The organism is Dehalococcoides sp. THU4, assembly GCF_043231265.1.
Classification (GTDB): domain Bacteria; phylum Chloroflexota; class Dehalococcoidia; order Dehalococcoidales; family Dehalococcoidaceae; genus Dehalococcoides; species Dehalococcoides mccartyi.
The window spans coordinates 1,077,699-1,101,885 of record NZ_CP171266.1; the positions used below are offsets into that span (position 1 = coordinate 1,077,699).

Genomic DNA, 24,187 nt, shown 5'->3' on the forward strand with positions numbered 1-24,187 from the left:
GGGGAGTGAAAACTCCCCCCTCTTGTTATTTAAGAAATTACTATTCGGTTTTTTAGACCAGCAGAGCACCGCCGTCAGCTACAATCACCCCGCCGACCATATAATCGGCAGCTGCGCTGGCCAGGAAAAGGACTACTTTGCCGATATCGTCCGGTTCGCCCATCCGTTTGAGCGGCAGCTTTTCTACAAAAGATTTTGATAGCTCCATTAATTGTTCGGCTGACATACTTCCGCTGGGCGTAAGCGCGGAAGCGCCTGGAGTGTTTATGCCGCCAGGGGCAACGGCATTAACCAGTATGCCATGGGGTGCCCATTCCTGTGCCATAGCCTTGGTCAGCATTATTACCCCGCCCTTGGATGCGTCATAATGAGATAAGTTGCCGGTGGGGCGGAAGCCGTCTATAGAGGCAATGTTTATTATCTTCCCGCCGTGTTTTGCCGCTATCATGGCTTTGGCGGCTGCCTGTGAGAAAAACATAAGCCCTTTAAGGTTTATGCCAAGGGTTTTATCCCACATGGCTTCGGTCATATCTATGGCAGGCATAAAGCGATAAATGCCGGCATTATTCACCATAATATTCAGGTCGCCAAACTCCTTGATGGTGGCATCTACGACTTTTTGAGCATCACTTATATTACTTACATCAGCCTGGATTGCCGCTGCCTTGCCTCCGAGAGCCTTAATTTCAGCTGCGGTCTTTTGGGCGACTTCAAGGTTTAAGTCCGGAATCATTATACTGGCGCCTGCTTCGGCCAAACGCATGGAAATACCTTTTCCAATACCCATTGCGCCACCGGTTACAATAGCCACCTTGCCGCTTAGGTCAAATAACTCGGCTACGGTCATCATGGTTTTTCCTCCTAACAGTATTAATCCATTGGTACTAGCCCTTATTTATTTTGATTTATCAGGCGGGTGTGTGTCAATACCTGATTTAACTTAATTATGTGAGCAATATGGTATATAATAGATAAATATGTATTTACTTTACATAACTGGAGGCTATTATCAATAAGGCATCTATAAATAGCGTAATAATTCAGCCGGAAAAAGCTGTTCTGGTGGCGGTGGATACTGATAATAACGCAAACTGGTCTATAGAGGATTCTTTAGATGAGTTAGCTCAGCTGGTGCTTACTGCCGGTGCAACAGTGGTAGGGCGTTTGACCCAGAAACTTCAGGCACCTGCCCGAAACTCATACCTGGGAAAAGGCAAACTGGATGAACTGGTTGAGCTGAAAAAAGAGCTTGGCTATAACCTGGTCATTTTTGATGATGAACTTTCGCCTATTCAGCAGAGATTATTGGAAGAAGCGCTAGGGGTTAAAGTGATTGACCGGGTAGCGCTCATCTTGGATATATTTGCTAAACATGCCCATACCCGTGAGGGTCAGCTTCAGGTAGAGCTGGCTCAAATGCAGTATATATTGCCCCGGCTGGCCGGCCAATGGAGTCATCTTGAAAGACTTGGCGGCGGGATAGGCACCAGAGGCCCGGGTGAATCACAGCTTGAAACCGATAAACGTATTATCCGTACCAAGATACGCAACCTTCAAGAACAGTTGGACGACGTAACAACTCACCGGGACTTATACCGGGAGAGAAGGCGTATGCGGGGCGTGCCGGTGGTTTCCCTGGTTGGTTACACAAATAGCGGTAAGAGCAGTCTGCTTAATGCGGTGGTCAAAGCTGATGTTTTGGTTGAAAACAAACTTTTTGCCACGCTTGACCCGACTACCAGGAGAATGTATATAAACGGACTGGGTAATGTACTGCTGACAGATACAGTAGGGTTTATCCGGAAGTTACCCCCGGCTATTGTGAAGGCTTTTAGGGCTACGCTGGAGGAAATAAACCAGGCAGACCTGCTGGTGCATGTGGTTGACATAACAGCAAAAAATGCCTTTGAACAGTGCCAGACAGTGGAAAAAATACTTGGAGATATGGGGGTAGCTGAAAAACCCCGCCTGACGGCTATGAATAAGATAGACCTGAAGCTGGATAACAGCCGCAAATGGACTGAAGATGAGGCTTTAAGCTTACTGAAGGCGGAATGCCCTGTGGCGGAAGATACAGTGCTTATTTCAGCTGCGAAGCGCTGGGGCTTAGCTGAATTTAACCTCAGGCTGAAAGAAAAATTGATAGGCATGGGGTTTAATCCCGGATATGCGGTTTATGATGAAGATGTCGGCGGAAAGAAATAACGGTGATAAATGGAAAAAGAACTGGCTGATAGTATGATGTCCTGTTTGGATGAATTATCAAAGGTGCTTAGCCGCCGGAGAGAATTATTGTCCAAAAAGGGTGCCTGTGAAGACTATTATTTCTATTATGATTTAGCAGCTATAGATGAAGAAGAAACAAAGGCTCTGAACAAGCTAAATGGGCTTGGCCAAATGGGAAATACAGCCGAATAAACGTATGAAATATACAAGCCTCTAGAATCCAAATCTAGGGCTTTTGTAAGGGCGGGCAATACAATTCCCTTAATAAATTATTACCCTTTAATGTATTATGCTCAATTAACATCAGCATAACTTACTATTAGTAGGTTTTAGGCCAGTGTGATTGCTGTTGAGCAGCGGGGTCACGGCCTGTAGGGTATAGGCTAAATTTTCTGAACAATTTTTCTTTTTCTAAAATATCCATGTATTTGTCTGTAAGCAAAAGTCAAAGATATATTACAAAATATATCTAAATTATTTTCCTGGTTATTGGTTTGGGGTAGAACCCCTAAAACTAAGCTGTGGAATGGTTCGCACTATATATGTTATGTAATTACTAGCTTCAGCAACTTTACGTAACTCTGCATTATCGCTGGAAGGGTTTTCCAAAATCAATTCTTGTGCTTTAGGGAAAATTCCACACACATAATCAATGCCTTTCATGAATCCGGCTAATTCGGCTTCAGACATAGTAGCAGATAATTTCTTAAATTCTTCAGCCATAGAATTACACAGCATTGACTCAAGTTTGGGATTTGCTTGCATCGCCCCTATTGCACTTAGATTACTGGAGCTACCCATGTTATTGATCAAGATCCTGCACCCCCTTAAAAGAATAATTTAATCACCGAAAGCAGATTTTTGCTGTGTGGCTAGACTAAACCTCCTGTTCAATTCTTCATATTCAGAACACTTTCTTTCAGCGTTTTGCCGGAGAAGGCGTTCCTGCTCCAGTCTGGCTTCTAACTCCGCAACACGTTCTTCTAGCGTTACTGCCTGATTGGCTTTAGCAACTACCTCTACCATGTTAGATATGAAGTTAGGCAGATTAGTAGACGCAGGCAATACAGAGGCTTTTAGGGCCGGTTTTTCAGCGGCATAAGTATAACCTATCAAGCCTTTTTTGCGAAGATTAGATTTGTGCAACCGGATCGTAGGCTCTTTACAGCCGAACATTATAGCCAACTCTTTGTTGGTTATTGACGGGTTATCATTTATCGCCTTTGCAAGATCTTTATCGTTTACAAGTTTGTCCATTCTCTTCACTCCTTTCTTTATGTTTTATATAACATGATAAATCATAACCTGATAATTGTCAATGATGTAGTTAAATCGGCTTAACGTAATTACTGTTATTTAGCCTCTGGCTTACACAATCTGCAAGGAAAGCTTGCAACGTAACTCCCTGTAAAGAAGCCTCCGCTTTAGCTTTGCGAAGTAGCTCTTTTGGGAAACGGACTTGCGTATATATCATGTCTCTCTTATTCACTTAACGCCTCCTTATCTAGCTTACGAAGATAATTTAGCCAAGCGTTAGTTCTTTTCATACATATTTCATTCTCACTACGTTCTAGGTCTTTAAGTTCATTGAAAACCTGTTCATCGTATTTATGCCATTTATTAGCTCGTGAAACCTCTGCATGCTTAAGACCATTTTCTATAAGCATATATGAGGAATTACCTACTAATTTAACCACATTAGCTTTAACTAAGTAGCCAACGCAATTAAGGCCCATAACTATAGATCCAGCCGGACAACGTGTATCTTTTACCTGTGTCATGTCTTTCTCCCTTTATATAATAAATATTATGTCAAGAGTATTCTTTAGTCCTTCTTAATTGGCTTGTTATCTATGATCGCATATACTCCGGTCCGATTCACTAAATGGAAGCCACGCATATATATACATTCGTCATTCCCGTTATCGTTATCACACTGTGTATAGACAACAGCTTCCGGTAATTTCTCAAGCATTTGCTTTGCCCATAATAACCCATCATCTACATTGGCATCTGCCGAAGTCATGGCATTGTTTCCAAAGGCATCAAAATCATCTATGGTTAATATATCCTTCAAGATTGGGAATAGCTGAATAGACCGATCCAGTGATGATAAATGAGGATCGCACATTGGCATTATAAAGCCAATACCTTCTGGTTCTGGATCATTGATGAAATGTTCCAGAACAATCTTACTGGAAGCACTATCAATAGACATGGCACAACGATTAAAATCACCTTGTGTACTCTTCGGATTAATTGCTTTTAAAGTCTTTATCATAAAATCAGGGTTGAATACAATGCGTATCCTTGTCTTTTGTGCTTCAAATATATGAGACACATTACAATAGGTTACTTTCTGAACAATGATATTAGCTTGCCCATTATCCGGTATGGCAATACCTTGCTCTGTGTCAATATCTAATAAGACTCCATTGGATTTAGCAGGAATTTTCAAAGCTTTTATATCTGAAGCCAATAAACAAATAGGCTCGCTTCCCAGATAAGAAGATTTATGAAGAGATAGCATATAACCATTAGAGGAGTATGCTATACCTTCTCTGAAGCATATCATCTGAAGGTCAAATCTGCCCTCTTTGGCTATGGCTGTATTGGTTAAAGCCTGTATCTTGTTGGTTATTCGTATAGTTGTTTTCATGGCAATACCCTTCCTTAAAATCTTATTTATTGGTGTCCATCTGGTGGCCTTCTGGTGTGGTAATATACCCTTTTCTATTATATTTGCCCCTCTTTGCCTTATACGGCCTCCCTCTTTGTTGGCTCTGAATAGCGAGGCCTGAAGCCATGCTCCAATTTGCCAGTATCTCTATTGATAAAATTGTAAATACCACAAATATCATGCGTGAAGTTGAAGGCGTCTGCCTCTAATAGCTCTTTGAGTCTTAATGGATTTCCATTAGCGTGGCAAGCTGATAAATCCATGCCTGTACTCAATTTGTCCAGTTGCAAATCCTTTACTGCCCGGACTGCAATAGCCTCAATTAAGTGTAAGTCCTTTGTATTAGTTACGAATTTAACTTCACTGTTAGGCATATTCTTCCTCGCATAAAGGCGTACCATCCAGTGAGAACAAATAGTTATTATTATTAAATATGTCCTCACAAACTTCCATGGAAGACAAGAGTTCAAAATCGTTTTTGAGTTTGGTATATATCCAACCCATAAAATCCCTGAGCAGTTCATCTAATCGGTTATTATTTGGATTGCTTTTGATGACAGCAAAATCCTTATGACAAATACAGCCAGCATACTCAACAGAGGCTTCAAGGTTATAAGCGTGAGCTGATTGTAATACCTGCAAGTCTTCAGCAAGTTTGATTATTAAAGCGTCATTGGGGAATAACTTCTTGATATTCTCTGTTGCATTTGGTAGATACTTATACGTACCAATGAAGCAAGCACCTTCACCCTCGTTGCGGTAGAACCTTTGCCAATTGATATTTTCTAGGTCAATACCCAAAAACTCGGCTACTGGTGTTATGGTATTGTCTAATGTGCCGTAAAACCAAGTATCATTCCTGAGAGCTTCCCTATGTACTTCTAATGCCCTTTCTTGTGCCTCTGGTGTCAATTCATCAAATGAGAATGTTTGGACTACTTCTTTAACGGTCATTGTTTCTACTCCTTTAATTTAACTGTTTAAGAGTGAGTTCTTTTTTGTGAACCTTGATGACTTCAAAACTTTTACCCATGTAGTTAGTGAGTATGACACCCACTAATGGCAGTCTATCGTCTTGTCTCCATGTAACAACAGATATTTCGCCTTTCATAAAATACATCTCCTATGTCAAGAGTTTTAAGGGGTCTAATATGGTATAATATATAGTGTGTTAAATGAGAGCTTGCCTAGTGGTGTTCACATTTTGTCCTTGATGCTCTCTAATCCAGATAGTCGGCTTTTGCTGGCAAAGTTCTCGTCTCGTAAGCTTCGGCGTAAATCTAACCTAGATTGGTTACGGTCAAATTTATGCTGGTCTACTCTTACGTTTGAAGATATTGCCTATTTTGTTACCGCCTATGAAGCCTCTCTTTACCAAGATGCCGTATAATTGATGTCAAGACACATACCTCTGCTTAGTGATACTATTTCTAAGCGAGGTATAATCCGCTCCAGCTCTGCAATAGCGTATTCAATGTCTTCAAAATATGCTTCGTCTGGTTCTTGTTCATCTACACAAGGCAATAGCTCGTTGGCTAAGAAATGGGAATCTTTTACTGTCTTACAACGGTTAAGTAGCTCTTTTAAATCTGTTATCGCTACATACATAGGGATACCGTTAGCTTCATCATCTATTGTATTATCTGCAAAGAATCGGTGGAAAAAATTACTCCCTGTCCATTCTATTAGGCTGGCAGTTATGTTTTTAACGCCTTTAAATAGGTCTGGCACTAGTTCTGTATCTTTGATTAACGTTGATGCTTCATCTCTGAGGCTATCCGGTATATAATAAACGGCTTCTAAGTGCATTAGTCTTCCCATTTTCTTAATCTCCTTTATTTGTTCTTTATCTGCTAGCCACTAGTACGGCTTCTATTGGCTTTTTGTTAGTGCTTACCGTAATGTAAGGCAATCGCTCGGCGTCTATTATCTGACTGAGGCAGTCATTACAAATATATTTGCCATTGTGCAAAGTGAGCGGTTGCTTAACTGTGGGATTACTGCAAAGGCAGTCTTGACAATATCCTTGTTGGTATCTGAGTATACGCATTTCTTCTAGCTCCTTTTTAGTCCTCTTCAGTATGGGTTTTACCCATATACGCCTATTGCTAGGCGTTTCGGACTTTAGTATTTGCTGGGTGGTGTTTCTGAAAGGATGTAATGGTAACCTTCCGTATCTGTTCCAGAACGTTCTTTACGGAGGGTGTAACCAGCGTGATAAAGTGCTGTTTTTGCTCCTTCAAGTTCTCGGTTGAGCTTGGACAAGATAAGTTCATTTACATGTACAATTTGTCCATTTTTAATAAACTCCTTGCGTTTATCCATGTTGTTCAAAACAGCGTTTAAATAACTATTAATTCGTTCTAGTTTTTCATTCCTGACAACATTTGTTGTTTTACCTTCTATCGTGCAATACATTTCGGGTGTCTCCTTTTACCTAAATACTGATTGTTCCTATAAAATTTGGCTTAGCTGGGATATCGGCATAATTAGCTATTCTCAAACCCTTGTATCCCTTCTTATCCGCTTCGGCTAAAGCTGTTTTTGCGTTGGCTTGGTCATTCGTTTCTTTTATTATAGTTTCCATATATGGCTGGTCTGGTGGAAGATATCCCCATAAAACGTAAAGCATCTCACTTACTCCTTTTTATTTAATAACCTAGTTTTTGAATTTGCTTTATGATTTGCTCGGCTACCTTTAAAATCTTTGTGCCTGAGTCTTCCAGTTTATCCTTGTCGGCTTTCCAGTTGCCAAGATAAAGGGCTGATTTCTCGTTATCAATGCCCACGTAATAAGACACTAGGTAGCTGACTGCTTCGGCTTCCATTTCGGCGGTGCTTCTTGGTAGTGGTTCGCTTGCTGTGTGTGCGATAAGTGAGACATGCTCAAGCATACAATGGGCTAATTCGTGAAAGTATGTAGCAAGCATGGCTGGCTTGGAGTTATGACGGGTAAGATAGATTTCCTTTCCGTTTGTGTGTCCGTTACAATCGTCAATTTTATCTTCAATTGTTACGGGATACGGAAAGAGCGAAGCTATTTTGTCTATATCAATGTTTGGGTTGCCATGTACTAACTCTTGACAGCCTAGCTCAATAGGCTCTCCAGCGGTTTGCGATATGTCAAAGACGGACACGATGCGAAAGCCAACTAATATTTTAATTGCTGTTTTCTGGTCGCTCTGTGTTTCCTTTGCTTCTTCTTGGTCTTGTCGGTTGATAAGTAGAGGGGCAAAAATACGTATAGCCTTTTCTCCCTTCTTTACGTGGCGGTTATGCTTCTTCCAGTGTGCAAAGCCAGCCACAAGTGAGGCGTGGGGGCAAGCATTATATATCAGTAGATAATTAAATAAGCTGTAATGGTGGAAGCCTTTTGACCATGAATAAACGAAGTCCTTTAGCTTGTTGGGGTCGGTTACGATACTGTTCGCAAGCTGGCTTAATTTGGCTTTGAGTTCGTTTAACTGCTCGGTGTTTTCCACTGTCTTTGATACTCCTTTGCTTCGGCTTGTTACTTAATGATTAGTGATAAAACTATCTGATGGCTTTAGAGGTATAGCAAAGTTAGACTCCATAAATTCCTTTAAGGTCTCAAAGTTTGTGTCGTGTTCCCTGTTGTAATCGGTTAAGTTATCGTATTCCTTGTACTGTGATGCAATAATCCATGGGTCAAAAGTAATCGTGGACTCTGTTTCTTTTTCTTGTGACTCCAGATGATTAAAGAGTGCATGAAGCCCTTCAAAACTATAGGGGCAATTATGGTTATCTTCTCCAACGTCTCCAAGTGCAAAAGCGAAGTCGTCAAAATTAACTGGCTGTATCACTTGTTTACTCCTTCTGTCTATTTAACTCTTGATAAGATATTATATAACAGGCGTTAAGTGGTTGTCAAGGGTGTAAAGGGTGTTAAATGGGGTTATTTGAAAATATTTTACGAACAAATAAACGGAGTGGCACAAGATAACAGACCAATGCCAGTCTTAGAGAGTAACGGCTCTTGCCGTCTGTATAAGCCCTTATGGTATATAAGTATAGGTAATGGGTAAAGGGTGTATAGTCGGTTGTAAATTTGGGGGGTGGGGCTTGTGGGGGGATTAAGAGCTTTCTATTGTCTTACACTTGCAATTGAACGTGAGCGGTTAAGGTTTGGGGGCTGGGTGGTATTTCCTGAATGTGTCTTGGGGGCTGTTCGGCTTGTCTTGTGGTTGTCGGAGGGCTTACTTAGTTATCTTTGTCGGTCTGGGATTTCTTAAAATAAGCTCTTAATTTGACTGCTTTTTAAGTAAAATACCGTATTATACGGCAATAACAAGCACGAATACGGTGTCAAACGGCGGTAAGATGTGGCATAATACGGCAAACGGGATAAAGCTAAGGTGTATTTGTGGTAAGGTAAAGTAAGGTTCGCACTAGAAAACTTATGTCAATTATCACGATTGTTTAGCTTTGTTTCGGGGTGTTAGTTTTGGCTTTGCCGTAGCTTTGCCGTAAGCCAGTCTGGATTTTCTTTCTTTCAAGCCGTTATTCACCTACCAGTAAGTCAATGGTTCGCCTTAGCTTAGAGCGAAGCGAATAAGCGTACACCTTAACCTTGACTACTGGTGTAAGCTCCTAGGCGAGAAAGAAAATCTCTTATACCTTTAACACTACCCTACTCTGTATTGGGTGTCTCTTTACGGATTGTACGCCTTGGTATTTGTCTCTGCAACTTTACGGCAAGGTTTCCGGTTGAAGTCTGGGTGTCAGAATGAAATAGCCCACTCACTACCGAAGGCTTGAATGTCTAAGGGGAGGGAAAAGTTAGTTGGTACTATTGCTCTACCCCCCCCGTACCGTCCCCTTACCCGGTTCGTTATTGTGGCCTATATGGTTAAATCTTTTAAAAAACAAAAAAGGATTCAGCCCTTCCAATCCAAGCTATAAAAAGGGTTTTACCTGCCTTTATAACCTCTTATGATGTTGGTTATAAGCTTTTTAATGGCAATTATGATCATCAAAACAACGAAAATACCAAAAGCAAACCCCAGAAATTCACCTAAAGCTGATGGACTCATGCGAAATTCCCTCCTGATGTTGAAATAATGGCATAAGGATAGCGTATAAGTGGCAAATAAAGCAATAAATGACAACAAAAATATACAAGGTGGACAAGGAATGACAAATCAAGATATATCCCGGTTGTTTATATGGGTACTTTTGCAGGGTGGAACGCTTATGGCTGTAAACCATCCAAAGAGTAAGGCTCGGTGGGATGATTGGAAGCGAGGGCGGGTGTAATGAGTGATACTGTTTTATGTCCTCACTGTTCTCCCAATAGAAAATTCCCCCGGATTTTGGATAAGGTAAAGACAAAGGTCGTTCACTCAATTACTGGTGAACGCAAAATTGATGTTTACCACTGTGAAGAGTGCGGCCGGAATATTGAGGTTGATAAGGGTGATGCCTATTGGGTGTCTGATGAAAGGTTTTGGAGCTAGTGCATGACACAGCCTGAAGCCCAAACTGACAAGAAAGAGCCTTCATGTGATAAAACCCTCACAAGTGATAATGAAAGCCCTGTAATTCCATTTGGCGTTGTTACAATAGGTGGAATCGCATGGCGAATAGTTGTAGATCATGGTTTAGAAGCCGAGGGGTTAAATGGGGATATATCTGAAGATAAAGCCCTGATTAGAATAAAGCCACGTGATCCGTCTGCTATGACAATAACCCTTGTGCATGAGATCTTACACGCAATAAATTGGGTGTACTGTAACAGTGATCTTCCGCATAAGGTTTTCAATGCTTTGGCACATGGGTTGATACAATCGGCAAAACAGCTAATGCCCGGTTGTGTTATTGAATGGCCGGATAAAATTCACAAATCCTAGCGGACAAGGCTTTCAGGTTGCAAACTGATAGCACGTATTCTCCAAAGTCTTATATAGTGCGAGCTGAAATTACGAAAATGGCAAGTGTATCCAAGACAGGGCGGAAGGCTTACCAGCTATATGGAGTAATCGTGATAGGAAGCGTGTGGCTAGGTGGTTACTGGTGGCGGAATAGGTAGACGCTATGGCTAGGAAGTAGTGAGGTTAGATTAATCGCACCTAGTTGTGCTTACCACATGTAAAAATTAACGATGTGTTCTTAGGCTATAGGTGGTTCTTTAGCGGGAGAGAATACAGTTAATCTCTCATATCTAGGGTTCAAATCCCTAGCCAGTAACCAATAAATTATTGCGAGTGGCGGAATGTGGAGACGCAGAGATTGTGCAACATACAAACGTCTATAAGGCGGTACTCGTAAATGAAGCATAGAGCAGTTTACATCCGGGGTAAAAATCCCCGGCTCGCAGTCTACGGATTGGTGAGAGCTACCCGAATTGCCTTTTGAAATTTTATTAGGCTCGGTGTGCATTAGTTAATGCTCTTAGTGGTAGTGAATGAGGCTTAGACTACCACACCCATATATTTAAATTCTTATTTTGGGAGAAAGTATTGAAATTACCCCAAGGCGAAACTAAGCACTCTTTTTTAACTAAATACGATGAGGTCAAGGGTAAAAGGGGTAATTCCGAAAAAATACTTGAACTCCAGAAGGCATGTGGCAGGGGTACTCGCTCCTCTTTACGTGATTATGTTTCTACTTTAAGAAGCAAGCCTGTAGAGGATCTGATTGTCCAACCTTTTGTTCCGAATACACTTCGGTTCTCTATGCCGTTTATCCGGCGTAAAGATGTAATTACCAAGCTTGATATACCTGATCGTGAACACCTGAAGACACTTGCTGTCCTAAATGACGTTCATGCTCCGTATTATGATCCGGTTGTTTATGATCTTGTTTGTCGCTTCTTAGCCAAGATACAACCTGATTATGTAATTCTAGTTGGTGACTGGTTTGATTTCTATCAGTTAAGTCGCTTTTCGCAGAACCCCAAACGCCGATTAGAACTTCAGAATGATTTATATCATCTCTTTGCACTGTTTTCCAAACTGAGAATATCCTGCCCGGCTTCAAATATTATCTTTATACCGGGGAATCATGAGGATAGGCTTCGTAGGTTTAAATGGGATAAAGTGCCTGAACTATCTGGTCTTGATGCTTTGAAGTTGGACCAGCTCTTCAAACTTGATAAATTTGACATTAAGCTAGGCTCTTACGATAAGGGGTTACTGATAAACGGTGTCTTTATGGCACATCATGGTGATCGTGTCAGAAAGCACTCTGGTTGGACAGCCAAGGCCATGTACGAGAAACGTGGCGGTAGTGGTATATGTGGCCATTCACATCGTGGCGGTACTTACACTAAGCGAGATACGTTTGGTGAGTATGGCTGGTGGGAAAACTATTGCCTGTGTTCTTTAGATCCAGAGTTTGATAATACTCCGGATTGGCATCAAGGCTTTTCACTCGTTCACTTTATTGATAACCGTTTTATGGTTGAGCCTATTCCTATAGTTAAACATGCTTTTATCTACGGTGGCGAGATATGGCGTGGTAACAAAAATATTACACAAGAGGATATTATCGGTACAGAATTCAATGCAGACTTTCAAGCCTTCTGAAGCAGAAGAAAAAATATGGGGACAATTCGGACTTCAAGCTATCGGTGCTTTTGAACCTTTCCGCATGTACGGTATGCAAGATTACATCGCACCTGCTATTGAGGAAATAACTGAGTTGGCAAAGCAGGCCAAAAACAGATGTCTCGGACTGGATGTTCCAATTGATTATGCACTGGCAAGAAAATGCCGGATACTGAAAAAACGAGTTATGTAATGTAGTTTATTCGCTAGGATAGTTTAACTGGCAAAACGATTGCCTTGTAAGTAATTAGTATCAGGGTTTGAATCCCTGTCCTAGCTCCATGAGGGGTAATGACATGGTGTGAGTACATCATGCGGTGGCTAACGCCGCCTGCCCCTCTAACCTTTCGGGATCGTCTAACGATAGGACTTTTGGTTTTGGCCCAAAAGATATAGGTTTGAATCCTATTCCCGAAACCAATCGTGAAAAATCAAGCCCTACGATCAAAATCTAGGGCTTTTTACTTTAGTACTGGAGTGATTGCATGGGTAGACCAAAGGGTAGTCAAAACAAAATAGTCAAAATGGAAACTCGGAAGGCTTATAAGAAAGCCAGTGAATTTCCTGAAGAAGAGGCTATGCAAATAAAGGATGCGGCCATTGATCTATTAACTGATCAAAGGGCGATGGATCTAACAGAGGCCGCTGACCTACTTGGTATACCACCTACTGTTTTGCATGTCTGGTACAAAGAAGACCAAATATTCAAAAACTGTATTGATGCCACCGGGCAAATTATTGCTGATGAACAAATAAGGATACTTCGTAGTTCCAAGAATGTTCTGGCGGCCATGTTCCTTGTTAAGAGGCATAGACCTGAATATCGTGATAACAATAAACAACCCGAAGGTGAAAACAAACTGTCTCTTTTTGTACGTGACATTAAGACCATCCGGGACAGAGCTACTCCGGGACTTTCCGCAGGTGAAAACGAGGCAATAAGGACAAGCGAAGTGCTTATTGAAGGTACTATCTCCCCTGCCCTATCTCCGGTAGCTGATTCGGATCAGGTGTAACTTATGTCAAGTATACCTGAAAAGGAATATGTTTGGAAAAGGTTAGGGTATAAACCTAGCATTGAGCAAGCCCGTATACATTATTGCCCTGAACGTGTAAGGATGGTAGCCGGGGGTGAACGCTCCGGCAAATCATACTTGGCTGCTATGGATTTTATGTCAATGTTTTGGGAAGGCACTCTTTACTGGTTGATTGCCGCTGATTATGAGCGTACACGTGCCGAATATGAGTACATAAAAGACGCACTTGATATCTTGGAATTTCCGTATACAGCTACCAAATGCATTGATCCGGGCGAGATTGTTATTGCTGATACAATCCGAGTACAAACTAAGAGTGCCAAAGACCCCCGAAAAATAGCTATGCTTGCTCCGGATGGCATTATTGGTTGTGAAGCTTCACAGCTTGATATTGAAACTTACCGTAAGTTAAGGGCTAGAATTGCTGAAAAACGAGGCTGGCTGTTACTTGAAGGTACGTTTGAAAGTAGTCTGGGTTGGTATCCTGAGAAATTTGCCAAATGGCAATTACCCAATAGTGAAGGTGCAAGATCCTTTTCTATGCCCACATGGTCTAATCTGAAAGTCTTTCCCGGTGGAAGAAACGATCCGGAGATAAAGGCTATTGAAAATACTGCCACTCCTGAATGGTTTATGGAGCGTTTCGGTGGTATTCCTTGTCCTCCGAAGGGGCGTGTAATATCTGAATTCAATATCAGTACACATGTTGGTAATCATGAATTTGATCCTGATCACGAGGTTTATATTTGGGTTGATGTAGGTTATGCCCACTTCTACTCTGTTTTGGCCGCTCAATATTATGATGACCATGTTTATATCATTGATGAAATCTTTGAACGTGGTTTGATTACGTCTGAGATTATTAAAATGGCCAAGCAAAGAGCTTGGTGGAAAAACGTTAAGGGTGGTGCTATTGACATAGCCGCCACACAACATCAAGGGATGCCTGCTCCGTCTGAAATATGGTTGAACGAAAGTGGTGTCTACCTTAGAAGTCAAAAGGTTGATATCAAAGATGGCATAGAGCGTACAAGGGCTTGTTTTAAATTAAACCCTATAACGAATGAGCCAATGATTTATATCAACGAAAACTGCACTGGCCTTATTTCAGAGTTAGGCGGTTGTCCTAATCCTTTAACCGGACTTACACACGTGTATCATTATCGTTTGGATAAAGACGGTATACCTATATCTGACTTACCTGAGGATAGGTATAACGATGCGTGTAAGGCCCTTGCATACGGGTTGGTGGATTTGTTGGGTCATACTAAAGAAGAACGGCCTGAGAAAATTAAAGTAGGAGTATTACCTCAATGAAAGAAATAGCTATAACTGAATTCCGTAAACTTTCCAAAGACGATGTCTTGAAGAATATGCCCTTTAAGATAGTTTGGGAAGGTGAGCCTGTAGCTCTGGTGAGTGATTTTAAGGATACTGTCTCAATTAAAAATCTGCATCCGTATGCTAAAAAGCGTATTAAGAATATGCTGGCTCTTTACGGTGGTGAAAAAGTTGAAAAAGTATCAGCCAGCGATGTCAAGGCTATTGTATCCGATGTTGAACAAGCCCCTGCTGATGATAAGAATACCGTTGCTAATGAGGTTAAATAATGCTTGATGGGTTAAGGAAGGCTATCAACGGTGGCTCAAAAGATGAAGAGCTTTCCCGAATTGAGCAAAAAGTTAAGAGGTTCTTTGGTAATACATCCTTTCTCAAACTGAAGACACGTATGGATGCCGATATGGATCTATATAATCTTGAGCCTTTTAATGCCGGCAGGAATTTTACATCTGTTACCGTCAATATACCTCAAACTGATGCTGATAAGGTTATGCTGATCTTGCAAGGTATGAAATTAATTATTCGCATACCTGATGATGACCTTACTTCAGATGAACGTGATTCTGCTTCTGTTTTAGAGCGGTTTTTGTATGGTGTATTACAACTAAACGATGAGAGATGTATTCGTCTTTCTACCCCTTCAATCCGAGAGGCTATAGGCGGTTATCTGGTATTACGTGGCGGTTGTTTTATTCGCACCTTCGTATACAAAGATGACAAAGGCAAGACAAATCCCCGTATTGATATTTGGGATAGACGTAATGTCGCTTATGGTACTGGTAAGGAAGGCTTACTATGGGCCGCCCATTGTTATACCACTACAGCGGAAAATGCCGAAAGTGAATGGGGCATATCCTTCCCCAATCTATCACCTGATAGTGTTGTTCATGTTATAGACTATTGGGATGAAAAGAAAAATGCTGTAATCATCAATGGCCAATGGGCAAAGAAACCTACTCCGCATGGCCTTGATTATTGCCCGGTCTATCGTATTCTGCCTTGGATATCACCTCCTGTTTATTCATATGGTCCGCAGGATACGAAGATTAACTACGATAAAGCAGGGGCGAAGATTGGTGAATCCTTTTTCTCTGCCAATCGTGATATGTATCCTGTACTGAGCAAATCTATCTCGGATAGGATGACGATCGTTGATCGTGGTCTAAATCCTACGGTAATAATTAAATCTCGTAATGGCAAACGTACCCTAGATGCCAATCCGTATATTGCAAATAAAACTACCACTATTGCCCTTGCCAGTGATGAGACAATTGAGTTACTAAAGCCCCAAACAACGCCTCCTGACACTGATAGATTAATTGGTGAAGTGGCTCAACTGGTAGAGAACGGCGGTTTACCTTCCTCAGTTTATGGCAGGACAGGTAATAGGCAGAGCGGATTTTCTATCAATCAATCGCAAGCTTATATTGAAACCGCATATCAAGCGTTTGCAAATGCCTTGACTAAGGCATATACGATTATCTGTAGGGAAATGATCGCTCAATTTAAGACTGGTCTTCCAGCTTTACAACTACATGGAACTGATAGCAGAGGGCGTGCTTTTGGCCGGGCAAAGAAACTGAAAGTATCTCCATCAAATCTTAAACGTGATTGGGATCTTGATATTTCTCTGGTTCAAATTCTCCCGAAAGATGATGCCCAACGATATATGTTGGCACAACAGGCCGGGCAAGCTGATCTTCTTAGTAAGCAGACTATTCAAGAAAACCTGCTTGGTGTTGAAGATACTAACCGGGAAAATGAACGTCAATTGCGTGAAAAAGCTCGCAACATTCCCACTGTATGGATGTTGCAATCCCTATTGGCGGCACTGAGTGATGGGCGTGTTGATATTGCTATGGCGATTACACAAGAGCTTCGCTTATTACAGCAGAAGATGGGTTTAAATTCTAACCCTGAACAAGCCCCTATGTCTCCGGGATCTATGGATGCAGGGAAACAATCAGCCTTAAACGCTATGGCGATGACCATGCGTGGTGTTGGCCAACCATCCGGTCCTACTGGTATGCCGAGTAATATGTATCCCCCCGAAATGTCGGGGGGATTACCTTCTGGTGCGTTGAACGCAAAGGAGAATGAGGAATAATGTCGGAATGGACACCTACAGATGACCAAGCCGCTTTCTTGCAGGCCTATGAAAACTACCTGAATAAGCTCCTGTCTGAGGGTGGCATAACATCTTCAGATGCTTTTTCATCTATGAATAAGATCTTGCAGAGGCTTCAAAATGGGGATGACTGGCAAACATTTTCTGAGGCTGGTCTTGTTACTGATGATGATCTTTCATATGCCCGATATCAAAATCGTAATAACACAATGCAAAATCTGTATTCTGGTTACGGCGGTATAGCTAATCTCTTTGATTCTGATACTGGCCAATACAGGATAGGTGGCTGGAAACCTGCTACAGCACCACTCTCTACTACTGATTTTCAACAGCTTTATGATCTATTTGTTAAAAACCTGCCTGATGAGCTGAAAGATCAGTACGGTTCAAGGACTGCTTTTCAAGAGATTTATAATGAGTTTATGAATTCTCAATCCTTCTCTGCCCCAAACGATTGGGCTAAACAGTGGAAGGAATATGATGACGATCGTCAACTCGGTATGACTCTCTATAGCCAAGTGACAACAGCTAAAGATGCTCTGGATAAACTTCAGGCCGAATACGATGCTTTGCTGGCTCAAAGTGTTGATATGGCTGGCTATTTCAACGAGAATGGCGGCTCTACTGATGCGGCACAGGCTTACGGTGAGAATCTTGAAGCTATAGCAAAGGCTAAGGCAGATGCCGAAAAACGTTATCAGCAATTACTTGAAGAACAACAAAGATGGGACAACAAAACACGTAAGACTTTCACTAATCCTTTTGAGGCATATCTATCGCAGAAGTTTTCAAAAACTGGTAATACGTACTCGTTTCTTGATGAGTACAATAACAGCAATAAAAAAGGATTATCGTATTTCAATGATACAACAAATATTTATAATCCCAAAACAAAATTTATGCTCTGGTAATCATCATGCCTCTTGGTAAGAATGGTTCATGGGTAATCCCTGATTTTTCACAAACAATTGTGAATAAACAGGAAGAGGTTAAAACCCCTGAGATAGAAGAGCCTGAAGAAAAGACACTTGCTGGTTATATCCCTCCTGAGCGTAAGCCTGACAATTGGAGTTTATCTAATTTCTTACAATGGGATGAGTCCAAAAGTGAGCGGCTTGGATTATTTGATTGGATTGCGGCAGTTGGTGGGAGTTTACTTTCAAAATGGTTTAATCCGGATTATAGCGGTGAAACACTTCAAGATTATGATTTGTTTCGCAAAGCTTTACAGTCTGGGGAAGCCACAGAAAATGCCTTGGTCACTCTACCTAGCTGGCTTCGTTTACTATGGACACCCGGTGAATTCGGCCCTGCAATTAAAGCTCTGTCCGTTGTAGGTGAAGAAGGATGGGCAAGGGCTGGTGATGTCTTCTTGGAAGAGATGAATAAACCTATGCGTATTACACCTAGCGGAACAGGTGAATTTGCCACAGGTATGATCGGCATTGAAAATGTTGCCATCAAGCCAATTCAGACTGTTACAAGTATGTTCAAGGCTGTTAAAAATGGAGCAAAGGTCGTTGATGAGGTTGTTGACGCTATACCCTTTAACAAAATTGACCAAGCTGATAATGTTCTGACTCCTGAAATCAAGACAGCCGAAAATGGTATTGAGACTGTCACTAGATCCGCTGATACTGGAAAATCACAAGTAGACGCCAGACTTGAAGAGATCAATGTCCGTCTACGTGAAATAGATAATGTACCGGGCAATAAAACAGCCCCGGATATGCCTCGCATAACTCACTCCGTTGAATATGATGGGTTAGTTGCGGAGAAAATCATCCGGGAAACGGTTCAATCTTATAGTGATAATATTTCCGGTATTCAGAAGTCGTTGCAGAATGTCATATCTAAAAACACCCATAGTTCTGGCACATTGGGAATTCTGAAGGATGTTGAAAAGCAATTATCGGAAATGCAATTAGCCGGAAAAGGAATAGAGTATCTTCATATTCCTAAAACATCTATTTCTAAGCCATCTAAGATGATGTCATTGTTGACCACGATTGAGGATTATATCAAACAAGATGTTCATCCAGTGCTTGAGAAGTTAGCTAAAAACCCTGCTGTTAATGCGGCCTTGCGAACCCTCGCTCCTGCCGCTTCTGCTGTTACTCCCCTAACTAAGGGGTTGTATGGTTGGGTAAAGATGAAAGCATCTGCTGTTTCTCTCTCTCGCTTGAGCATCAATGACTTTATGTCAAGAAAAAATCCTTTTAAAATTATCAATGGCAAACTTACTGGTGTAATTGCAAAAGACGGCAAGTCAATTATTGATATCAATGCCGTAGCTGAGAATCCGGGCAGATATTGGTTGACACAAGAACAGTGGGATTATTTAGATTCTCTTGATGAGATCTATACCACAATGGTAGAGGTACTTAAAAACGAGGGCGTTAATTTCAAACCTATTACCTTAGGCAAAGGTGAACGATATATTCATCGTATGCTGAAAGATGTCAATGAAGTGAAGGCACAATTAGCAAGTGCCAAAGCTGTAATTGGCGGTAAAGGTGATGCCTTTAAACAACGCTTAATAGAAGATATTGCAGATGCTTTGAAAAGCGGTTATACCTACGAGAGCGATCTTCAGTTTGCTCTTGAAATGTATATGCGATCTGCCTATAACTTGATAGCCGACACACGCTTGACGAAATATCTGAAGACTTTAAAAGCGGATGATGGATCTTTCTTGGCAAGATATATCCCGGATAACACATTTATTAAAGCAGACGAAGCCTTAATAGAACATGCCGGGATGAAACACTATGTTATGCCAATTGATCATGCAAGGGTTGTTAATGATGTAATTCATGGGCAAACCTCGGCTAACCAATTTTTGGAATGGGCAACAAACCTAACCTCTGTTGTTCGTATGGTGAATACAGGGCTTGATACAGGTTGGTCTATGATACAAGGCCTTCTGCTTGTCTGGTATAAACCTGCGGTATGGGCCAAAGGTTTTTCGGCTGGTATGCATCATCTGGGTGATCCTGAAAACATGAAAACTTGGATGTCTTTGCCAGAGCATAAACAAGCTATGATTGAAATGTCTCAACATGGTGGGGTTGCTATAGCTTCAACTGAGGTTACAGAGGCTTCCCATGCTGTCAATGCAATTGGCCGGAATAAAGTACTCAATCGTTTATCCGGTGCGTATGAGACGTATATAGATATTTCTCGTACCCTGCTCTACGAAAATGAACGTGATATGCTCGTTGCTAAATTGGGTCGTAAACTAACTGAGAAAGAAACGGCAGAATTAGTTACTACTTGTGATCATATTTGCGGTGTTTCAGATTTTGTACGGCTCGGTTATACAAAGGATCAACGTGCTGGTCTCTCTCTCTTGAGTTATGCTCCTAGATATTATGCTTCGGCCTTTGCTCTTATATCTAAGGGGTTTCAACGTGGGGAATCTGGAAGGATTGCACGTAATTGTATTGGCCGTATGGCTATTGGTATGCCTGCTTTGATGTCAGCGATAGCCATAGCTTTAGGGCAAGAAGATAGACTTGTGTGGCAAGATGGCAAAGCCCCCAAAATGTTTGATCCTACTCAATCTGAATTTATGACTGTAGAGGTTGGCGGTAGCCATATAGGTTTTGGTAGCATTTGGTGTAGCTTGATTAAGACGTTAGCTGTCTTAACCGATACATCACTGAATGATCCCGAAGAATTGGCTTCCCCTGACGTAAGAGAAAATCCCTTACTGAAATTCTTTTACGGCCACACCTCCCCTGCTATTAGTACTGTAATAGATTTTGCTACAGGCCGGGATTATCTTGGAAACGTACTCTTTACAGGTAAGGATGAGATTGGCCGCCCCAAGATGCGACTAATTGATTTGCTTTCATATGGAGCTGGTAAAGTCCTCCCATTTTGGATGCGAGAACCTGTAACAGACATTATATCCGGTGAGAATGTATGGGATGTCTTACGTGGTACTGGTGGCTCGGATGGTGAACCTAATCAGACATGGGCAGATGGTATTGCAAACTGGTTTGGCTTCCGTACTTACGGAGTGCAGTATAGTGAGCAGGCAGAAGATTTTGCTTCCAAACATCTAGACGAATTGCCCGACAATCTACTCCTTGATTGGCAGAAGGAAAAAAAGAAAGCTGGTACTTTCACTTATGCTGATTTAAATATGGAGCAAGAGAGCTGGCTTTATAGCCAATATGCCGAGTATGCCGAATTATACGAAAAGGCGGCTCTTCAAAAACTCAAGCGTGGTACGGACTATGATTTTATAGACCGTTTTGTATCCGAAAAACTTGATGCAATTTACCATGATGGCTTAAAAGACCTAGCCTCTAAAGTCACATCCGGTGAGATAACCCTTGAAGATTACATGAAGGCCTCTGATAAATTACGTACTGATAGGTACAGTAATAGCTGGTATAACGAATTGCTAGCAAATTACGTACCAAAAGATAAAGAGGCGGCACTTCAGGAATGGCTTAATGAAAGGGCCGCACCCGAAGAAAAAGCTCTTAATCAATACTACGAGATAAGAAGCACGCTTTCTTATCTTAAAAATGGTGATGTTGATTGGGATGATTGGAATAAACGCCAAGAAGATTTCTTATCCCAATTACCACCTGATATCAGTGCTTATATCAAACGTCAAGAAGATAACTTCATTGATAATCTGCCCGAGACGGTACAGCCAATTGAGCGGTTAATATTTACAGCTAAGACTCAGGTGAAAGAATATTACGACCAAAAAAATGCTATTGAGAAAGATAGGTATTTGGTCGCAAATCCCGAAATAGACGCCTTATTATTGATTCTAGGGCGTCATTCTACGGCACGTAGTAGGCAAGCATTGGAAAATGCTAGCCGCATCTTGCAAAATGCCGGGCTAGACTCTGACTGGATATCCAAAATCAGAATCTATACCCCTTCATATAGGACTGTATCCTATAAGGAGTTGATGAATAAGCAAGCCCGGAGTAATTCATATCTGCAAAATTCTCTTTTCTATCATAATTTGCAAGGTAATAAGACGAATGAAAATGAGGTGAATTGGCAAAATGTGTTAGCCCAAATTAAATAATTGATTATTGGTGCAAATCACACTTAAAGGCTGGTATTTACCAGCCTTTTCTATTTTAACAGTAAGAGGATAAACGATGGGTGAAACTGTAAATTCAACTTCTGCTGATGTTTCTGTGAATCTTCAGCCTGCCGCTTCTGAAAATGGAGAGGCTACCGGAGCTTCTGCGAACACAACCGGAGCGGAAAACAAAGACCAAAAAACCAACAATGGAGACAGAGTTTACACTTCAGCGGAATGGGATTCCCGGCAAAGTTCGTGGGATAAAAACTACCAGAGGGTAACACAGGAAAACAGTGATTTAAAGAGCAAACTGGCCAAATATGAAGGCGGTTCTGGCAATGCTTCCAGCGAAGCAAAAGTACCTGAGAAGCCAGAGAATACAGCCGAATTTAAGGCTAATGAATCAATTCGGATTGCTAAAGCAGGCGAGTATATCAAGAAATATTCTTTGCCTCCCGAATCTCTTAATGATCTGTCTACTGCTAAAACTCCGCTTGAAATGGAAAACAAAGCCCTTCATCTGAGGTTGGAAAGTCAAGGCGATTCTAAAGTGCCTGCCCAAAAAATAGATGGCGGTTCTCCCGGTGGTGCAGGTGTCAATTTTGACGAAATGACACCTGATCAACAATGGCGTCATGTCATTCGTAATTCAACAAAATAAGAAAGGATAACAGAATATGGCAATAAGTCTTATAGAGGCTAACAAGTATTCCACAACTACCCTGAAGGGGCAGGTTATTGATAGGCTGGCTAAATCCAGTCAGATCCTTGCCAAACTGCCCTTTATGGATGTTCTCGGCAACTCCTTTACCTACAACACAATCACAAAGGATTCCAGTGCCGAATTCTACGCTCCCAATGAAGAATGGACAGAGGAAAGCACACCTGAAGTTACACAGGCTACTGCTCAACTGGTTATTCTTGGTGGCAATGCTGATATTGATGGCTTCCTGAAAGCTACTCGCTCCAATCAGATTGACCTGAAAGCCACAGTTATTGACAACAAGATTAAGGCTGTTCGCAACGCTTTCCTTGATCGTTTTTACTATGGTGATAACAGTACCAATACTAAGGAATTCACTGGCCTTCATAAGCTCTTGACTTCCACTGTTTACAATACTGTTCATGCTGGCACTGATACTGGTACAGCTCTCTCAATGGCAAAACTGCGTGCCGCTCTGGACATGCTGTTGGAATCTGCTGATATCATCGTTTCCTCCGGCCTGCTTCGGCGTAGTGTTGCGGCCTACAGAGAATCCATAGGCGATAAGATCCCGAATGTTTCCATTGGCTTCGGTGCTTCTGCCCTTGACTTTGATGGTATACCTTGGATCAAGGATGAATTCATTGTCAATACAGAAACAGCTTCCAGTGGTGCTTTCGCCGCAAAAACAGGCGGTGCAAACACAAGTCTCTTTGGCCTCAAATTCGGTGACCAAGGTGTTTGCGGTCTCCAGTCTCCTGAAGGCGTGCAAACTATTGAACTTGGCGAACTGGAAAGCAAGGATGCTGACCGTACCCGCATTAAATGGTATTGTGGCCTTAAGTTGGAAAATATCCGTCTGGCTGTCAAGGTAGACGGTATAGTAGCGGCTGGCACTGTTACTGCCTAGTTTATTGCAGGTATACCTCACAGAGGCCGGGGATTCCCGGCCTCTCCAATAAATTATAAAGGAGTTAATTAAATATGGCTTTTGCTGATAGTGGTGTTCGCTCAATCGTCAATAGTGGTAAGGGCAGTACACCCCCGAAAATAACTCTAGCCGAGGCATGTAAGGTTGGTGATGTTCTTGGTTACAGTAGCGGCTGGAAGCTTGCATTGGCGACTGCTGGCTCTGTTGTTCAGGGCCGCTTGGTCGCCTTAAAAGGTGGTGCGATTGGCGATGAGATACCTGTATCTCCTTGCCCCGTAGTTGACGGTTATACTGGTGGCACACCCGGTAATCCGGTCTATGTTGATGAGGGTACAAATAAGGGGTGTATCACTGAAACTGTTCCCTCAACTGCTTCCGATGCTACTACCCCGGTGGGTATGATGCTGAGTGCAACACAATGTCAATTTGACGTTGGCGGCCGAGCAGATAGCGTTGCAAGTAGCTAGTCGTTAGTCTCGTAATCTGAAATAAATGCCCGGAGGTT

General features: G+C 41.8%; 28 protein-coding genes and 1 tRNA gene. 16 read left to right on the forward strand and 13 right to left on the reverse strand.

Annotation, left to right across the window (positions count from 1 at the left end; genetic code table 11):
- Nucleotides 1-52: 52 nt before the first annotated feature.
- A complete protein-coding gene (locus ACE6F3_RS05710; protein ID WP_041341790.1) occupies nucleotides 53-850 on the reverse strand; it encodes an SDR family NAD(P)-dependent oxidoreductase in 798 nt (265 codons plus the stop codon).
- Between the two features lie 146 nt (nucleotides 851-996).
- Between ACE6F3_RS05710 and hflX the strand changes: the two genes are divergently transcribed.
- Together hflX and ACE6F3_RS05720 are read left to right on the forward strand one after the other, a co-directional pair.
- On the forward strand, nucleotides 997-2,205 hold the full coding sequence (gene hflX / locus ACE6F3_RS05715; protein ID WP_096476592.1) for a GTPase HflX: 1,209 nt from the start codon (nucleotides 997-999) through the stop codon (nucleotides 2,203-2,205).
- Nucleotides 2,206-2,214: 9 nt separating this feature from the next.
- Nucleotides 2,215-2,418 (forward strand): hypothetical protein, encoded by a 204-nt coding sequence (locus ACE6F3_RS05720; RefSeq protein ID WP_077975234.1) that lies wholly within the window; start codon nucleotides 2,215-2,217, stop codon nucleotides 2,416-2,418.
- Between the two features lie 294 nt (nucleotides 2,419-2,712).
- On the opposite strand, the gene ACE6F3_RS05725 is transcribed toward ACE6F3_RS05720, so the two are convergent.
- The 12 genes from ACE6F3_RS05725 to ACE6F3_RS05780 all read right to left on the reverse strand — a co-directional run bounded on the left by ACE6F3_RS05725 (nucleotide 2,713) and on the right by ACE6F3_RS05780 (nucleotide 8,730).
- A complete protein-coding gene (locus ACE6F3_RS05725) occupies nucleotides 2,713-2,949 on the reverse strand; it encodes a hypothetical protein (protein ID WP_392654598.1) in 237 nt (78 codons plus the stop codon).
- Nucleotides 2,950-3,066: 117 nt separating this feature from the next.
- A complete protein-coding gene (locus ACE6F3_RS05730) occupies nucleotides 3,067-3,483 on the reverse strand; it encodes a hypothetical protein (RefSeq protein WP_392654600.1) in 417 nt (138 codons plus the stop codon).
- Nucleotides 3,484-3,707: 224 nt separating this feature from the next.
- The gene (locus ACE6F3_RS05735; protein WP_392654602.1) at nucleotides 3,708-4,007 is read right to left on the reverse strand and encodes a hypothetical protein; all 300 of its coding nucleotides are present in this window, start codon (nucleotides 4,005-4,007) and stop codon (nucleotides 3,708-3,710) included.
- 44 nt (nucleotides 4,008-4,051) lie between these two features.
- Nucleotides 4,052-4,885, reverse strand: coding sequence for a hypothetical protein (locus tag ACE6F3_RS05740; RefSeq protein WP_392654603.1), 834 nt, complete (start codon nucleotides 4,883-4,885; stop codon nucleotides 4,052-4,054).
- A 98-nt stretch (nucleotides 4,886-4,983) separates the two neighbouring features.
- Nucleotides 4,984-5,280, reverse strand: a complete 297-nt coding sequence (locus ACE6F3_RS05745; RefSeq protein WP_392654605.1) for a hypothetical protein — start codon at nucleotides 5,278-5,280, stop codon at nucleotides 4,984-4,986.
- On the reverse strand, nucleotides 5,273-5,860 hold the full coding sequence (locus ACE6F3_RS05750) for a hypothetical protein (protein ID WP_392654607.1): 588 nt from the start codon (nucleotides 5,858-5,860) through the stop codon (nucleotides 5,273-5,275). Before ACE6F3_RS05750 ends, ACE6F3_RS05745 begins: the two co-directional genes overlap by 8 nt.
- Nucleotides 5,861-5,873: 13 nt before the next feature.
- Nucleotides 5,874-6,017 (reverse strand): hypothetical protein, encoded by a 144-nt coding sequence (locus ACE6F3_RS05755; RefSeq protein WP_392654609.1) that lies wholly within the window; start codon nucleotides 6,015-6,017, stop codon nucleotides 5,874-5,876.
- A 260-nt stretch (nucleotides 6,018-6,277) separates the two neighbouring features.
- Nucleotides 6,278-6,727: a hypothetical protein gene (locus ACE6F3_RS05760; protein ID WP_392654610.1), complete on the reverse strand. Its 450-nt coding sequence runs from the start codon at nucleotides 6,725-6,727 to the stop codon at nucleotides 6,278-6,280.
- A gap of 303 nt (nucleotides 6,728-7,030) precedes the next feature.
- Nucleotides 7,031-7,324, reverse strand: a complete 294-nt coding sequence (locus ACE6F3_RS05765) for a hypothetical protein (protein WP_392654612.1) — start codon at nucleotides 7,322-7,324, stop codon at nucleotides 7,031-7,033.
- A gap of 19 nt (nucleotides 7,325-7,343) precedes the next feature.
- Complete coding sequence (locus tag ACE6F3_RS05770; RefSeq protein ID WP_392654613.1) at nucleotides 7,344-7,538, reverse strand: hypothetical protein; 195 nt, start codon at nucleotides 7,536-7,538, stop codon at nucleotides 7,344-7,346.
- Between the two features lie 19 nt (nucleotides 7,539-7,557).
- Nucleotides 7,558-8,388, reverse strand: coding sequence for an ArdC family protein (locus ACE6F3_RS05775; protein WP_392654615.1), 831 nt, complete (start codon nucleotides 8,386-8,388; stop codon nucleotides 7,558-7,560).
- Nucleotides 8,389-8,421: 33 nt separating this feature from the next.
- Nucleotides 8,422-8,730, reverse strand: coding sequence for a hypothetical protein (locus ACE6F3_RS05780; protein ID WP_392654617.1), 309 nt, complete (start codon nucleotides 8,728-8,730; stop codon nucleotides 8,422-8,424).
- 1,452 nt (nucleotides 8,731-10,182) lie between these two features.
- Here ACE6F3_RS05780 and ACE6F3_RS05785 point away from each other — a divergent pair.
- The 14 genes from ACE6F3_RS05785 to ACE6F3_RS05850 all read left to right on the forward strand — a co-directional run bounded on the left by ACE6F3_RS05785 (nucleotide 10,183) and on the right by ACE6F3_RS05850 (nucleotide 24,149).
- Nucleotides 10,183-10,383: a hypothetical protein gene (locus tag ACE6F3_RS05785; protein ID WP_392654619.1), complete on the forward strand. Its 201-nt coding sequence runs from the start codon at nucleotides 10,183-10,185 to the stop codon at nucleotides 10,381-10,383.
- Between the two features lie 3 nt (nucleotides 10,384-10,386).
- Nucleotides 10,387-10,776: a hypothetical protein gene (locus ACE6F3_RS05790; RefSeq protein WP_392654621.1), complete on the forward strand. Its 390-nt coding sequence runs from the start codon at nucleotides 10,387-10,389 to the stop codon at nucleotides 10,774-10,776.
- Between the two features lie 609 nt (nucleotides 10,777-11,385).
- Nucleotides 11,386-12,453 carry a metallophosphoesterase gene (locus ACE6F3_RS05795; protein ID WP_392654623.1) on the forward strand — a complete coding sequence of 356 codons (1,068 nt, stop codon included), beginning with the start codon at nucleotides 11,386-11,388 and terminating at the stop codon, nucleotides 12,451-12,453.
- Complete coding sequence (locus tag ACE6F3_RS05800; protein ID WP_392654625.1) at nucleotides 12,431-12,667, forward strand: hypothetical protein; 237 nt, start codon at nucleotides 12,431-12,433, stop codon at nucleotides 12,665-12,667. Before ACE6F3_RS05795 ends, ACE6F3_RS05800 begins: the two co-directional genes overlap by 23 nt.
- Before the next feature lie 12 nt (nucleotides 12,668-12,679).
- Nucleotides 12,680-12,756: transfer RNA gene (locus ACE6F3_RS05805), tRNA-Thr, on the forward strand.
- 203 nt (nucleotides 12,757-12,959) lie between these two features.
- Entirely contained in the window at nucleotides 12,960-13,490 is a 531-nt protein-coding gene (locus ACE6F3_RS05810) for a hypothetical protein (RefSeq protein WP_392654627.1), read from the forward strand.
- A 3-nt stretch (nucleotides 13,491-13,493) separates the two neighbouring features.
- Nucleotides 13,494-14,828 carry a hypothetical protein gene (locus ACE6F3_RS05815; protein ID WP_392654628.1) on the forward strand — a complete coding sequence of 445 codons (1,335 nt, stop codon included), beginning with the start codon at nucleotides 13,494-13,496 and terminating at the stop codon, nucleotides 14,826-14,828.
- Nucleotides 14,825-15,121 (forward strand): hypothetical protein, encoded by a 297-nt coding sequence (locus ACE6F3_RS05820; protein WP_392654630.1) that lies wholly within the window; start codon nucleotides 14,825-14,827, stop codon nucleotides 15,119-15,121. Before ACE6F3_RS05815 ends, ACE6F3_RS05820 begins: the two co-directional genes overlap by 4 nt.
- Nucleotides 15,121-16,959 carry a hypothetical protein gene (locus ACE6F3_RS05825; RefSeq protein ID WP_392654632.1) on the forward strand — a complete coding sequence of 613 codons (1,839 nt, stop codon included), beginning with the start codon at nucleotides 15,121-15,123 and terminating at the stop codon, nucleotides 16,957-16,959. The genes ACE6F3_RS05820 and ACE6F3_RS05825 overlap by 1 nt, the downstream gene beginning before the upstream one ends.
- Nucleotides 16,959-17,891 (forward strand): hypothetical protein, encoded by a 933-nt coding sequence (locus ACE6F3_RS05830; protein ID WP_392654634.1) that lies wholly within the window; start codon nucleotides 16,959-16,961, stop codon nucleotides 17,889-17,891. Before ACE6F3_RS05825 ends, ACE6F3_RS05830 begins: the two co-directional genes overlap by 1 nt.
- Before the next feature lie 5 nt (nucleotides 17,892-17,896).
- Nucleotides 17,897-22,045 (forward strand): hypothetical protein, encoded by a 4,149-nt coding sequence (locus ACE6F3_RS05835; protein WP_392654636.1) that lies wholly within the window; start codon nucleotides 17,897-17,899, stop codon nucleotides 22,043-22,045.
- Nucleotides 22,046-22,121: 76 nt separating this feature from the next.
- Entirely contained in the window at nucleotides 22,122-22,709 is a 588-nt protein-coding gene (locus ACE6F3_RS05840) for a hypothetical protein (protein ID WP_392654638.1), read from the forward strand.
- A gap of 16 nt (nucleotides 22,710-22,725) precedes the next feature.
- Nucleotides 22,726-23,661, forward strand: coding sequence for a major capsid protein (locus ACE6F3_RS05845; RefSeq protein ID WP_392654640.1), 936 nt, complete (start codon nucleotides 22,726-22,728; stop codon nucleotides 23,659-23,661).
- Between the two features lie 74 nt (nucleotides 23,662-23,735).
- A complete protein-coding gene (locus ACE6F3_RS05850) occupies nucleotides 23,736-24,149 on the forward strand; it encodes a hypothetical protein (protein WP_392654641.1) in 414 nt (137 codons plus the stop codon).
- The last annotated feature ends 38 nt before the right edge of the window (nucleotides 24,150-24,187 follow it).